At 63.7% G+C, this 13,902-nt stretch carries 10 protein-coding genes and 1 pseudogene; 8 read left to right on the top strand and 3 right to left on the bottom strand.

Annotated elements, in window-relative coordinates:
* Positions 1 to 10: 10 nt before the first annotated feature.
* From yidC to rpmH, 3 genes are read right to left on the bottom strand one after another with little or no spacing between them, the layout of a single operon-like run.
* On the bottom strand, positions 11 to 1,735 hold the full coding sequence (gene yidC / locus Y887_RS07935) for a membrane protein insertase YidC (protein WP_046963827.1): 1,725 nt from the start codon (positions 1,733 to 1,735) through the stop codon (positions 11 to 13).
* Positions 1,736 to 1,760: 25 nt separating this feature from the next.
* Complete coding sequence (rnpA, locus tag Y887_RS07930) at positions 1,761 to 2,198, bottom strand: ribonuclease P protein component (RefSeq protein WP_039422104.1); 438 nt, start codon at positions 2,196 to 2,198, stop codon at positions 1,761 to 1,763.
* Positions 2,199 to 2,236: 38 nt separating this feature from the next.
* The gene (gene rpmH / locus Y887_RS07925; RefSeq protein WP_002805908.1) at positions 2,237 to 2,377 is read right to left on the bottom strand and encodes a 50S ribosomal protein L34; all 141 of its coding nucleotides are present in this window, start codon (positions 2,375 to 2,377) and stop codon (positions 2,237 to 2,239) included.
* 240 nt (positions 2,378 to 2,617) lie between these two features.
* Here rpmH and dnaA point away from each other — a divergent pair, with 240 nt between their 5' ends.
* The 8 genes and pseudogenes from dnaA to Y887_RS07885 form a co-directional block, all read left to right on the top strand.
* Positions 2,618 to 3,949 carry a chromosomal replication initiator protein DnaA gene (dnaA, locus tag Y887_RS07920; RefSeq protein WP_046963825.1) on the top strand — a complete coding sequence of 444 codons (1,332 nt, stop codon included), beginning with the start codon at positions 2,618 to 2,620 and terminating at the stop codon, positions 3,947 to 3,949.
* A gap of 277 nt (positions 3,950 to 4,226) precedes the next feature.
* On the top strand, positions 4,227 to 5,327 hold the full coding sequence (dnaN, locus tag Y887_RS07915) for a DNA polymerase III subunit beta (RefSeq protein WP_005991691.1): 1,101 nt from the start codon (positions 4,227 to 4,229) through the stop codon (positions 5,325 to 5,327).
* Positions 5,328 to 6,340: 1,013 nt separating this feature from the next.
* A complete protein-coding gene (recF, locus tag Y887_RS07910) occupies positions 6,341 to 7,447 on the top strand; it encodes a DNA replication/repair protein RecF (RefSeq protein ID WP_046963824.1) in 1,107 nt (368 codons plus the stop codon).
* Between the two features lie 258 nt (positions 7,448 to 7,705).
* Positions 7,706 to 10,150, top strand: coding sequence for a DNA topoisomerase (ATP-hydrolyzing) subunit B (gene gyrB, locus Y887_RS07905; protein WP_046963823.1), 2,445 nt, complete (start codon positions 7,706 to 7,708; stop codon positions 10,148 to 10,150).
* Between the two features lie 67 nt (positions 10,151 to 10,217).
* Positions 10,218 to 11,054, top strand: coding sequence for a CPBP family intramembrane glutamic endopeptidase (locus Y887_RS07900; protein WP_046963822.1), 837 nt, complete (start codon positions 10,218 to 10,220; stop codon positions 11,052 to 11,054).
* 205 nt (positions 11,055 to 11,259) lie between these two features.
* Positions 11,260 to 12,066 carry a M48 family metallopeptidase gene (locus Y887_RS07895; protein WP_046963821.1) on the top strand — a complete coding sequence of 269 codons (807 nt, stop codon included), beginning with the start codon at positions 11,260 to 11,262 and terminating at the stop codon, positions 12,064 to 12,066.
* A gap of 284 nt (positions 12,067 to 12,350) precedes the next feature.
* Positions 12,351 to 13,547: a tetratricopeptide repeat protein gene (locus Y887_RS07890; protein WP_046963820.1), complete on the top strand. Its 1,197-nt coding sequence runs from the start codon at positions 12,351 to 12,353 to the stop codon at positions 13,545 to 13,547.
* 152 nt (positions 13,548 to 13,699) lie between these two features.
* Positions 13,700 to 13,902: pseudogene (locus Y887_RS07885) on the top strand (energy transducer TonB); the annotation flags it as partial.

Raw genomic sequence — 13,902 nt, 5'->3', positions numbered from 1 at the left:
CTTCTTGGACTTACTTGGCGTTGGCCTGGATGATCTTGCTCGGCTTCTCGCCGTGCTGGCGGATCATCCACCACTGGATCAACAGGCCCAGACCGCCGTTGACCACCCAGTACAACACCAGGCCGGCCGGCATGAAGGCCATCATGACGCCGAACACCAGCGGCATGAACTGCATCATCTTGGCCTGCATCGGGTCCATGCCCGGGGTCGGGGTCAGCTTCTGCGTGGCCCACATGATCGAGATGTTGAGCACCGGCAAAATGAAGTACGGGTCGCGCGCGGTCAGGTCCTGGATCCAGCCCAGCCACGGTGCCTGACGCAGCTCCACCGATTCCACCAGCACCCAGTACAGTGCGAAGAAGATCGGCATCTGGATCAACAACGGCAGGCAGCCGCCCATGGGGTTGATCTTTTCCTTCTTGAACAGCTCCATCGTTGCCTGCTGGTACTTGACGCGATCGTCGCCGTAACGCTCCTTCAGCTGCGCCAGACGCGGCTGGAAGCGGCGCATCTTGGCACCGGACTTGTATTGCGCGGCCGACAACGGATACAGCGCCAGGCGCAGCAGCACCACCAGGCCGATGATGGCCCAGCCCCAGTTATGCAGGAAGCTGTGCAGGTGGCTCAGCACCCAGAACAGGCCCTGGCCGATGATGGCCATGATCGAGAAGCGGCTGTAATCGACCACGCGATCCAGGCCCTTCACGTCTTCCTTGGCAATCAGGCTGACCAGCTTCGGGCCCACCCACAGGCGCGCTTCGGTGCTGGCGGTCTGACCCGGCGCCACGGTGAAGGCCGGGCCACGCAGTTCGGCCACGTCACGCGGGCCGTCCTGGTTCAGCACATACAGCGAGGCCTGGTCCTTCTGCGGGATCCACGCGGTGAAGAAGTGGTGCTGCAGCAACGCCACCCAACCGCCGGTGATCTGGCGATTCAGGCCGCCGTCGTCCATGTAGTCCTTGAACGCGCGACGCTCGTAGCCTTCCTGAGGGCTGTACCAGGTCGCGCCGTTGAAGCTGAAGGAATCCGGATTGGTCATGCCACGGCTGAGGATGGTCGGCACCCGGCTCAGCTTGCGGAACACATAACCGTTCCACGGCGCGCCGCTCTTGTTGATCACCTCATCCTTGATCGAGATCGCGTAGCGGCCGCGTTCCAGGGTGAAGGTGCGGCGGATCGACACGCCATTGGGGCCATTCCACACGAACGGCACCACCAGGGTGTTCTGACCCTTGGCCAGCTCGAATGCGGTGCCTGGCTGTTCGGCACGGAAGCCGCCCACGCCCGGCACCGGCGAATGCTCGCTGGCCCAACCGCTGGTGGCGTTGTAGGGATGTACGGCGTCTTCGGTCAGCAGACTGACCGGCGCGGTGCCGTCCTTGGTCTGCGGAAACTGCAGCAGCTCGGCATCCAGCACGCTGCGGCCATCCAGCTTCAGGCGCAGCACGTCCGAGGTCAGCGTGATGACCGGCGCGGCGCCGGCAGCCGCCGGCGTGGCCGTGGTGGTGCTGGTGGCCGCCGGTGCGGCACCCGGTACGCCCGCCTGCGGGATGGCCTGGGCGGCGGGCACATTGGCCGCCGGCGCCGTGGCATCCAGATCGCGCGCAGCCGGTACCGATTGCGTGGCGACTGCGGCAGGTGCGTTGGCAGCCGCCTTGTCCTTGCCCCACTCCATCCACAGCAGCGCCGCGACCATCAGCCAGGCAAAAATCAGGAAAACACGGGTCTGGTTCATCGGGCAGCAACTCGCTCAGTCGGAACTACAGTTCCGGCTCTGTCGGGGAAAGGGAGGATGGGTGCATCGTCCTGGCGGGCGGCATTGTGCCGGGCGCAGCAGGTGGGGGCAATGCGCCGGCACGGCGCAGCAGACGCACAAAGGCGTCGCGAATCTGTGGATTGGTCGCTTTTGCAGCTGCGGAGCGCGCCACAATGACGTAATCGCCCCCTGCCAGATCGGGCAACAGGTGCCGCATGGCATCGCGCAGGACGCGCTTGATGCGGTTGCGTCCGACCGCGCGCGTGTCCACCTTGCGCGACACCGCCATGCCCAGACGCGGCGGCGTGTCGCCGGTGCGCCAATGCAGGCTGAGCAGCGGATCGGAGGTGCGACGGGCTGTATCGAAAACGACCGTGTATTGCGCACGCGTACGAACCCGCGCAGAGCGAGGAAATCGCCTGCACGGGTTCGATGCATTCACTGTAGGACTTGCCTCGGCCGCGGAGAGCGGCGCGGCAATCAAGCGCTCAGGCGCTTGCGGCCCTTGGCGCGGCGGCGAGCCAGGATCTTTCGGCCGTCGGCGGTTGCCATACGTGCGCGGAAACCATGGTCGCGTGCTCGCTTCAGGTTGCTGGGTTGGAAAGTACGCTTGGTGGCCATGGGGCCCTCTGCATGAATGGAGACGGAGAACCGGAAATTCTATAGGACCGCGACAGGGCGGGTCAACTCCCCAAACGCATCAGCAACCGTGCCACTGCGCACACCCTGTGGATGGACCTGTGAATAAGTCTGGGAAAAGCCTGCCTACGGTGCTAGTCTGGTCCATCCTCTTTTCACTTCCGGGCTGCGTGCACGGCGCCTTGCTGCGCGCCGCAGCCAGCAACAGATGATCACACTTTGATGGATGCTTGGCCCCGCTGTCTGGAACGTCTCGAAGCCGAATTCCCGCCCGAAGACGTTCACACCTGGTTGAAACCCCTGCAAGCCGAAGACCGCGGCGACAGCATCGTGCTGTATGCCCCGAATGCCTTCATCGTCGACCAGGTGCGCGAACGTTACCTGCCGCGGATCCGCGAGCTGCTGGCGTACTTCGCCGGCAACGGCGAGGTGGCGCTGGCGGTGGGGTCGCGCCCGCGTGCGCCCGATCCACTGCCGGCACCGATGGCCGCCCCCACCAGCGCACCAGTTGCCGCGCCGATCGTGCCGTTTGCCGGCAACCTGGATTCGCATTACACCTTCGCCAATTTCGTGGAAGGCCGCAGCAACCAGCTCGGTCTTGCAGCGGCGATCCAGGCTGCGCAGAAGCCGGGCGATCGCGCGCACAACCCGCTGCTGCTGTACGGCAGCACCGGCCTGGGCAAGACCCACCTGATGTTCGCCGCAGGCAATGCGCTGCGTCAGGCCAATCCGGGCGCCAAGGTGATGTATCTGCGCTCGGAACAGTTTTTCAGCGCGATGATCCGGGCGCTGCAGGACAAGGCGATGGACCAGTTCAAGCGCCAGTTCCAGCAGATCGATGCGCTGTTAATCGACGACATCCAGTTCTTCGCCGGCAAGGACCGCACGCAGGAAGAGTTCTTCCACACCTTCAACGCGCTGTTCGACGGCCGCCAGCAGATCATCCTCACCTGTGACCGCTACCCGCGCGAGGTCGAGGGACTTGAGCCGCGGCTCAAGTCGCGCCTGGCCTGGGGCCTGTCGGTGGCGATCGACCCGCCCGATTTCGAGACCCGCGCGGCTATCGTGCTGGCCAAGGCGCGCGAGCGCGGCGCCGACATTCCCGACGACGTGGCGTTTTTGATCGCCAAGAAGATGCGCTCGAACGTGCGCGACCTGGAAGGCGCGCTCAATACGCTGGTGGCGCGCGCCAACTTCACCGGGCGTTCGATCACCGTGGAATTCGCCCAGGAGACGCTGCGCGATCTGCTGCGCGCCCAGCAGCAGGCGATCGGCATCCCCAACATCCAGAAGACCGTGGCGGACTACTACGGCCTGCAGATGAAGGATCTGCTGTCCAAGCGGCGGACCCGTTCGCTGGCACGCCCGCGCCAGGTCGCGATGGCGCTGGCCAAGGAGCTGACCGAACACAGCCTGCCCGAGATCGGCGATGCGTTTGCCGGTCGCGACCACACCACCGTGCTGCATGCCTGCCGGCAGATCCGCACGCTGATGGAGGCCGACGGCAAGCTGCGCGAGGACTGGGAAAAGCTGATTCGCAAGCTCAGCGAGTAAGCCGACGACGGTCTTGACGGCCCGCTTGGAGAAAAGCGTGGAAACGTTGGGGTCAAATGCGGGAGAATCTGTGGATAACGTTGCCTTGCAGGTCGGACGGAAAACTATCCACAGGTTTTACCGCCAGGCCAGGGGCACTAGTCCAACGACTTTCAGGCGCTAAATTGTCTTTGGAAACAAACAGTTATGGTGGTTATCCGCTGAAAACGGCCCTACCATCACCACCAAGCTTTTGATTTATTACATTATCTTTTAAAGCATAGGGGCACGGAACCACATGCGTTTTACACTGCAGCGCGAAGCCTTCCTCAAACCATTGGCCCAGGTGGTCAATGTGGTCGAACGCCGTCAAACCTTGCCGGTTCTGGCCAATCTGCTGGTGCAGGTCAAGGACGGACAAGTCTCGTTGACCGGTACCGACCTGGAAGTGGAAATGATCTCGCGCACGATGGTGGAAGACGCGCAGGACGGCGAAACCACGATCCCGGCGCGCAAACTGTTCGACATCCTGCGCGCCCTGCCCGATGGCAGCCGCGTCACCATTTCGCAGACCGGCGACAAGGTCACCGTGCAGGCCGGTCGCAGTCGCTTCACCCTGGCGACCTTGCCGGCCAACGACTTCCCGTCCGTGGACGAGGTCGAAGCGACCGAACGTGTCGCCGTGCCGGAAGCCGCGTTGAAGGAGCTGATCGAACGCACAGCGTTCGCAATGGCGCAGCAGGACGTGCGGTATTACCTCAACGGCTTGTTGTTCGACTTGCGCGACGGCTTGCTGCGTTGCGTGGCCACCGACGGTCACCGTCTGGCGTTGTGCGAAACCGAGCTTGAAAAAGCCGGCGGCGCCAAGCGCCAGATCATCGTGCCGCGCAAGGGCGTGACCGAGCTGCTGCGCCTGCTGGAAGCGGCCGACCGCGAGGTCGAGCTGGAAGTCGGTCGCAGCCATATCCGCGTCAAACGCGGCGATGTGACGTTTACCTCCAAGCTGATCGATGGCCGTTTTCCGGATTACGAAGCGGTGATCCCGATCGGGGCCGATCGCGAGGTCAAAGTCGACCGTGAGGCGCTGCGTGCGTCGTTGCAGCGTGCGGCCATTCTGTCGAACGAAAAGTACCGCGGCGTGCGCGTCGAAGTGTCGCCTGGTCAGCTCAAGATCAGCGCGCACAACCCGGAGCAGGAAGAGGCGCAGGAAGAAATCGAAGCCGATACCAAGGTCGACGACCTGGCGATCGGCTTCAACGTCAACTACCTGCTTGATGCGCTGTCGGCACTGCGCGACGAACATGTGGTGATCCAGCTGCGGGATGCGAACTCGTCCGCATTGGTGCGTGAAGCAAGCAGCGAGAAGTCGCGCCATGTGGTGATGCCGCTGCGTCTCTGACGCTGCGTTCCACGTGGAACATGAGAGCCCGGCGAGAGTCGGGCTTTTTTGTGTCTGGGGATTGGTCGGTGGCGCCCACCTGAATAAAGACGCGCCTGCCAGGGCTCTGCTACTGGATCTGCTGGATGGACCGAGGCAACACGGGCGTCTCCTGATTGGTGCGCTACAGATCGATTGGAGGCCTGCTGCCGGGTGACGTGTGCTGGGCGTGCGGGACTCTCAGGCCATTGTTCGCTGCCTTGTTGTTGCCTGCTTCAATCAGCACTGGGCGCACTGCCGAGACGGTATTCACGTTGTAGGGATGCCTTGCAACGAGGTTCCCGAACAGGCGCGATCAATCGTTGTCGCAAGCAAGGTGGTCCGGATACGTACGTCGAGCTTGGTGTACCCCAATGCTCAGCCGGTGCGACCCATCGATTTCGTCGTGAGCGACAGGGACTGCACGGGATCCAGGTTCCACACTCAACCATGCAATGCAGGACGCCATGACGTCTCGGATTGGGTGAATCGAGTCCAAGGCGCATACGGCACGAACAGCTATCTCACGGAGAAATGAGATCGTTGCATTTGTATCTTGGAAATCTGCTCCTGCGGGTTTGCGTTGCCATAGGGTGAACAAGTTCATCAGAAGCGGGAAGTCAGCTTCTCAGGATCACCTTGTTGTCGGCCTGCCTTAGCGCGCTTTTTGACTTATGCACATCGCGCTTTGCTTTTAAAAATAGAAAGAACTTAAGAGCTTGGTGGTGATGGTAGGGCCAGATTTCACTGAAAAGCAGATCAAGCCATTGTTTTTATTGGACTTTAAAGGCTCGAAACCCTGTGTCTTACCCCCTGTTTTCGACCCGGCAACCTGTGGATAACGCGACGGGCCTGGTCAACCCTCGATTTTGTCCCCAAGTTATCCCCAGGCTGCCCGCTGGTGCTTGGGCTGGGTCTTCGCGCGTGTCCCGGGCCAATCACGTATCCTGCGCACCGACCGGGAACCCGGACCACAGCCCGGAGCAGACTGATCGATGCACGTAGTGCGGTTGTCCATTCATCGGCTTCGTCGATTTCAGACCGTCGAGCTCTCCCCCACCAGCGCCCTGAACTTGCTGACCGGTGACAACGGCGCGGGCAAGACCAGCGTGCTCGAAGCGCTGCATTTGATGGCCTATGGCCGTAGCTTCCGTGGGCGGGTGCGTGATGGGCTGATCCAGCAAGGCGCCAGCGACCTGGAAGTCTTCGTCGAATGGCGCGAACGCACCGGAGAGGCCGGTGAACGCACGCGGCGTGCAGGGTTACGCCACAGTGGGCAGGAGTGGACGGGGCGGCTTGATGGTGAGGACGTCGCGCAGCTGGGCTCGCTCTGCGCTGCGCTGGCGGTCGTTACGTTCGAGCCGGGAAGCCATGTTCTCATCAGTGGTGGCGGTGAGCCGCGGCGCCGTTTCCTGGATTGGGGGTTGTTCCACGTGGAACCTGACTTCCTGGCGCTCTGGCGGCGGTACGCGCGGGCACTCAAGCAGCGCAATGCGTTGCTCAAGCAAGGGGCACAGCCGCGCATGCTCGATGCCTGGGACCATGAACTTGCGGAATCAGGCGAAGCGCTGACCTCCAGACGCCTGCGCTACCTCGATCGCCTGCAGGAGCGCCTGATACCGGTCGCCACGGCCATTGCGCCCTCGCTTGGGCTGTCTGCGCTGGAGTTTGCGCCGGGTTGGAAGCGCCACGAGGTCTCGCTGGCGGATGCACTCCTGCTGGCGCGCGAGCGTGACCGCCAGAACGGCTACACCTCGCAGGGTCCGCACCGCGCCGACTGGGCGCCCCGCTTCGACGCGCTTCCGGGCAAGGATGCGCTGTCGCGCGGCCAGGCCAAGTTGACCGCCCTGGCCTGCCTGCTTGCCCAGGCAGAGGATTTTGCTCGCGAGCGCGGCGAGTGGCCGGTGATTGCACTGGATGACCTTGGCTCGGAGCTGGATCGGCACCATCAGGCCAGTGTCCTGCACCGCCTTGCTGCGGCACCGGCGCAAGTGCTGATCACCGCAACGGAAACGCCTCCGGGCCTCGTAGACGCCGGCAAGCTGCTGCATCGGTTCCACGTGGAACACGGTAACGTCATTGCGGAGGTTGCAGCAGACTGACCGCGCCTGGTGCTCGGTGCCAGCAGCCATCGGCGCCGATGCAGGGGGCGAGATAGGACCGGGAAGGTACACGCGATGTCAGCCGCACCGAATTCTGGCCGCTCCATCTGGCGATGAGGACGGCGGTTTTGATAGACGCCCCAAGCCCCACGGCCAGAGCGGGCCGACTGGTATAATTCGCGGGCTATCCCCCTTTTCCCACGGTGCGAAGCGGCGTGTTGCCGTTGGCGCCCGTGTTGTGGAGTTAACGGCACGCGCATGACCGACGAACAGAACACCCCGACGACACCCAACGGCACTTACGACTCCAGCAAGATCACCGTGCTGCGCGGCCTGGAAGCCGTCCGCAAGCGCCCCGGCATGTACATCGGCGACGTCCATGACGGCACCGGCCTGCATCACATGGTGTTCGAAGTGGTCGACAACTCCGTCGACGAAGCCCTGGCTGGCCACGCCGACGACATCGTGGTGAAGATCCTGGTCGATGGGTCGGTGGCGGTGTCCGACAACGGGCGCGGTGTGCCGGTCGACATCCACAAGGAAGAAGGCGTCTCGGCGGCCGAGGTGATCCTCACCGTGCTGCACGCCGGCGGCAAGTTCGACGACAACAGCTACAAGGTCTCCGGCGGCCTGCACGGCGTGGGCGTGTCGGTGGTCAACGCGCTGTCCGAGCACCTGTGGCTGGACATCTGGCGCGACGGCTTCCACTACCAGCAGGAATACGCGCTGGGCGAGCCGCAATATCCGCTCAAGCAGCTGGAAGCTTCGACCAAGCGCGGCACCACCTTGCGGTTCAAGCCGGCCGTGGCCATCTTCAGCGATGTCGAGTTCCACTACGACATCCTGGCGCGCCGCCTGCGCGAGCTGTCGTTCCTCAATTCCGGGGTCAAGATCGCGCTGATCGACGAGCGTGGCGAAGGCCGTCGCGACGATTTCCATTACGAAGGCGGCATCCGCAGCTTCGTCGAGCATCTGGCGCAGCTGAAGTCGCCGCTGCACCCCAATGTGATCTCGGTGACCGGCGAACACAACGGAATCGTGGTGGACGTGGCCCTGCAATGGACCGACGCTTACCAGGAAACCATGTACTGCTTCACCAACAACATCCCGCAGAAGGATGGCGGTACCCACCTGGCCGGCTTCCGTGCGGCGTTGACGCGTGTGCTCAGCAGCTACATCGAGCAGAACGGCATCGCCAAGCAGGCCAAGGTCGCATTGACCGGCGACGACATGCGCGAAGGCATGATCGCCGTGCTGTCGGTCAAGGTGCCCGACCCCAGCTTCTCCTCGCAGACCAAGGAAAAGCTGGTCAGCTCGGATGTGCGCCCGGCAGTGGAAAATGCCTTCGGTGCGCGGCTGCAGGAGTTCCTGCAGGAGAATCCGAACGAAGCCAAGGCCATCACCGGCAAGATCGTCGATGCCGCGCGTGCGCGCGAAGCCGCCCGCAAGGCGCGCGACCTGACCCGCCGCAAGGGCGCGCTGGACATCGCCGGCCTGCCCGGCAAACTCGCCGACTGCCAGGAAAAAGACCCGGCGCTGTCGGAACTGTTCATCGTCGAGGGTGACTCGGCAGGCGGCTCGGCCAAGCAGGGCCGCAACCGCAAGAACCAGGCGGTGCTGCCGTTGCGCGGCAAGATCCTCAACGTCGAGCGTGCGCGCTTCGACCGCATGCTGGCTTCCGACCAGGTCGGCACGCTGATCACCGCGCTGGGCACCGGCATCGGCCGCGACGAGTACAACCCGGACAAGCTGCGTTACCACCGCATCATCCTGATGACCGACGCCGACGTCGACGGTTCGCACATCCGCACCCTGCTGCTGACCTTCTTCTACCGGCAGATGCCGGAGCTGATCGAGCGCGGCTACATCTACATCGGCCTGCCGCCGCTGTACAAGCTCAAGCAGGGCAAGAGCGAGCTGTATCTGAAGGACGACGCGGCGCTCAACGCCTACCTGGCCAGCAACGCGGTCGAAGGCGCGGCGCTGATCCCCGCCACCGACGAGCCGCCGATCACCGGCGAGGCGCTGGAAAAGCTGTTGATGCTGTTCACCAGCGCCAACGAGGCGATTGCGCGCAATGCACACCGTTACGACCCGGCCCTGCTCACCGCGCTGATCGACCTGCCGCCGCTGGATGTGGACAAGTTGCAGGCCGAAGGCGACCAGCACCCCACCCTGGATGCGCTGCAGGCAGTGCTCAACCGTGGCACCCTGGGTACCGCGCGCTACCAGTTGCGCTTCGATCCGGCGACGGAAAACACAGCCGCAACGCTGGTGGCCGTCCGCCGGCACATGGGCGAGGAATTCACCCAGGTGCTGCCGATGGGCGCGTTCGAAAGCGGCGAGCTGCGCCCGCTGCGGGAAGTGTCGTTGGCACTGAACGACCTGATCCGCGAGGGCGCGCAGATCGTGCGTGGCAACAAGACCCAGCCGATCACCAGCTTCGCCCAGGCGCACGCCTGGTTGCTGGAGGAGGCCAAGCGCGGCCGCCAGGTACAGCGCTTCAAGGGCCTGGGCGAAATGAATGCCGAGCAGCTGTGGGAAACCACGGTCAACCCTGACACGCGCCGGCTGCTGCAGGTCCGCATCGAGGACGCGGTGGCCGCCGACCAGATCTTCAGCACCTTGATGGGCGATGTGGTGGAGCCGCGCCGCGACTTCATCGAGGACAACGCGCTGAAGGTGTCCAACCTGGATATCTGAGCCGCCTGTGTCGTACCGGCGCAACGCTGCGGCGTTGCGCTGGCGACCCGGTGTTCGCAGGACGACGATGAGCACAGACCTTCCGCCCTCCCCGGCACCGCGTGGTGCTGCCGGCCGCCCCCCGCTGCCGCCCGTGTTGCTCGGTTTTTTCATCGACGTCCTGATCGCCGTCGGCCTGTTGCTGAGCCTGAGCGTGGCCGGTTTTGCGATCTGGGGGGTGATACGGGGCATCGGGTATGCGCAGACCGCCAAGGCGCAAGGCCTGACGCCGTCCGCTGCCGAGGTGATGGCCGCGATCGGCCAACCCGGGGTGATGGTGCAATTGCTCACCGCCCTGGTCAGCACCGCCACACCGGCCGTGCTGCTGTATTTCTGGCGTCGCCGCGCCACGCCCGTCGAGCAGGCGGCCTCGCGCACCGCTGCGCGCCGTGCGTCCACCTGGGGGTGGACCGCCCTGATCGCCGCGGCGGTCTTTGTGCTCAGCAACCTGGTCAGCGTGGCGGCCTCGGCACTGGGCATCAAACCGGTGCCAACCAACCTGCCGTTGATGGAAGAAGCCATCCAGCAATGGCCATTGGCCCTGACGCTGTTCGCGGTGGTGATTGCCCCGGCCTACGAGGAACTGTTGTTCCGGCGCGTGTTGTTCGGTCGCCTGCTGGCTGCCGGCCGCCCGTGGCTGGGAATCGTCCTGAGCGGCGCACTGTTTGCATTGGTGCATGAAGTGCCCGGCATCAGCGGCAATGGCCCGGCCGCCATCGCCCAGCTCTGGCTGGTCTATGGCAGCATGGGCGCGGCATTTGCCTGGCTGTACTGGCGCACCGGCACGCTGTGGGCGCCGATCGCCGCGCACGGGATCAACAACGCCACCGCCCTGGCCGCGCTGTACTTTTTCGGGATCGGATAAGCCGGCGCAGCGCCACGGTGCGATCGTGCCAGGCCCTCGCGGCCAGTGTTTGCTGATCCATGCGTACCGACCGCAGACGGCGATGCAGGGCGCGCAATGTGGCTTACCTGAGCGCCGATCGCCACGGTTTGCTGGCCGATTCAGGCCGCTTGACGAAAAGTTAAGACGGGCCTGCCAAAATGGTCGCCTGATTCAGGGGGATCGAATGAAAGCCAGGCTGTTGATCGTTGTTGCCGTCCTCGCGTTGACGGCATGTGCCACCACAACCTCGCCGACCGGCCGTCGTCAGGTGGTGGGCGGCGTGTCGCAGGAGCAGCTCGACCAATTGGGCGCGCAGTCGTTCGCGCAGACCAAGGCCAAGGAAAAAGTCAGCACCGACGGCAGGCAGAACGCCTACGTGCAGTGCGTGGTCAATGCATTGGTGGCGCAATTGCCGCCGCAGTGGCGCCAGACAAAATGGGAAACCGCATTGTTCGTCGATGACGAAGCCAATGCGTTCGCCCTGCCCGGCGGCAAGGTCGGGGTCAACACCGGCATCTTCACCGTGGCCAAGACGCAGGACCAGCTGGCCGCCGTGCTGGGGCACGAAATCGGACACGTCATTTCGCGCCACCACGAAGAACGCATCACCCGCCAGCTCGGCGCTCAGACCGGCCTTGGCATCATCGGCGCCCTCGCTGGCGCGGCCTACGGCGATGGCGCAGCCAGCGCGGTGAATCAGGTCGGCGGCATGACGGCGCAGACCGTATTCCTGCTGCCCGGCTCGCGCACACAGGAGAGCGAAGCCGACGTGGTGGGCCAGCGCCTGATGGCCCAGGCCGGCTTCGACCCGGCTCAGGCAGTCACGCTGTGGCAGAACATGATGGCTGCCAGCGGCAATCGCCAACCGCAATGGCTCTCCACCCACCCCGACCCGACCAACCGCATCCGCGAGCTGCAGGCCGACGTCAACCAGCTCGAACCGGTCTACCAGCAGGCTCGCCAGGCCGGACGCGCTCCAAAGTGCGGTTAGGTCTGGTCGAAGTGACGCTGCAATCGGTGCTCGCGTGCGCCCAAGACCGTCCAGCCGCCGGCCGTGGCAGCCGCGCAGTGACATGCAGCCCGCACCGCCCGCTCACTTCCGATGCCTTACCGTTAGCCGCCCTAAGCAACTGCCTACGCCCCGATTGCCGCACCACAACATGGAAACCGTTTTCGGGAACTGAGACTTTCTGCTAAGTTTGCCGGCTCAGATTTTTCGTACAGCTTCCATTCCGCTTTTCGCACCGCCCCATGGCGGCTCGTCCGAGGTGAAACATGAAACTGCTCAACCGCAAGCAAGCCCTGTTGTCCCTGTTCATCGCAGCGTCCCTGGGCGGGGCGGTGGTCACCGATGCGGTCGCGCAGTCGGACCGTTCTTCCGAGCGTGCCGCGCGTAAGTCCAAGGGCAACGGCAAGGCCGAAGAGCTGTACCCGCAGTCGACCCGTCAGGCACCGACGATCAAGCCGTCGTCCAAGTTGAGCAGCAAACTGCAGAAGCTGATCGAAACCTTCAACAAGGGCGAAGACTACGCCGCCGTGCGCAGCCAGGCCGACGAAATCCTGGCCAACAGCGCCGCCAACGAAGCCGACAAGGCGCTCGCCGCCCAGTTGGCCGCGCAGGCCGCCTACAACCTGGACGACACCGCCGGCGCCAAGAAATACCTGCAGCAGGCCATTGGCCTGAACGCACTGGACAACAATGGCCAGTTCCAGTCGATGTTGATGCTGGCACAGCTGCAGCTGCAGGACGATCAGCAGGCAGAAGGCCTGGCCACGCTGGACAAGTATCTGGACGAGAGCAAGTCGCAGCGTCCGGAAGACCTGATCCTCAAGGGCCAGGCGCTGTACCAGGCCGAGCGCTACAAGGAAGCGATCCCGGTCCTGAAGCAGGCCATCGCCGCTTCGCCCGAGCCGAAGGACACCTGGAACCAGTTGCTGATGGCGTCCTACGCCGAAGCCGGCCAGACCGGTGAAGCCGTGGCTGCCGCCGAGGCGCTGGCTGCCAAGACGCCCAACGACAAGAAGGCCCAACTCAATCTGGCCAGCATGTACATGCAGGCCGATCAGATGGACAAGGCCGCTGGCGTGATGGACAAGCTGCGCGCTGCCGGGCAGTTGACCGAAGAAAAGGAATACAAGCAGTTGTATTCCATCTACGCCAACACCGAGAACAAGGAAAAGGACGTCATCGCCGTCATCAACGAAGGCATGCAGAAGGGCATCCTCAAGCCTGACTACCAGACTTACCTGGCGTTGGCACAGTCCTATTACTACAGCGAGGATGTGCCCAAGGCGATCGAAAACTGGCAGAAAGCCGCACCGCTTTCCAAGGACGGCGAGACCTATCTGAATCTGGCCAAGGTGCTGCATTCGGAAGGTCGCATCCCGGAGGCCAAGCAGGCCGCGCAGCAGGCGATCGCCAAGGGCGTCAAAAAACCCGAAGACGCCAAGAAGATCATCAACCTGAAGTAAAAAAGAAAATAAACCCCCGAAATCCCTGTGTTTTTAGTGGTTACAGGACTCGGGATTGGTATAAGCTTGGGAGTTCCTGCGGTGTCAAAGCCGTCCGAAAACCTGGGGATCATCACAGTGATCCGGGCCCCCACTGAAAGAGCCATTGGCGCATGACGGAACAACTCGTTATCCACAGGCATGACTATGATGCCGGGAACCAGGGTCTGAGCTGGGCCCGCATTATCGGTATTGCTTTTGTAATTGCCCTGCACCTCACTGCACTGATGATGTTGCTGATCCCTGCAGTGGCGCCGAAGGCTCCGGCAGAGAAGGAGCGCACCACCATGGTCACCCTGGTGGATGCACCGCCTCC

It is taken from the genome of Xanthomonas pisi DSM 18956 (genome assembly GCF_001010415.1).
GTDB lineage: Bacteria > Pseudomonadota > Gammaproteobacteria > Xanthomonadales > Xanthomonadaceae > Xanthomonas > Xanthomonas pisi.
Note: the sequence above shows the minus strand (reverse complement) of the source record. Positions and strands in the feature narration are given on the sequence as shown.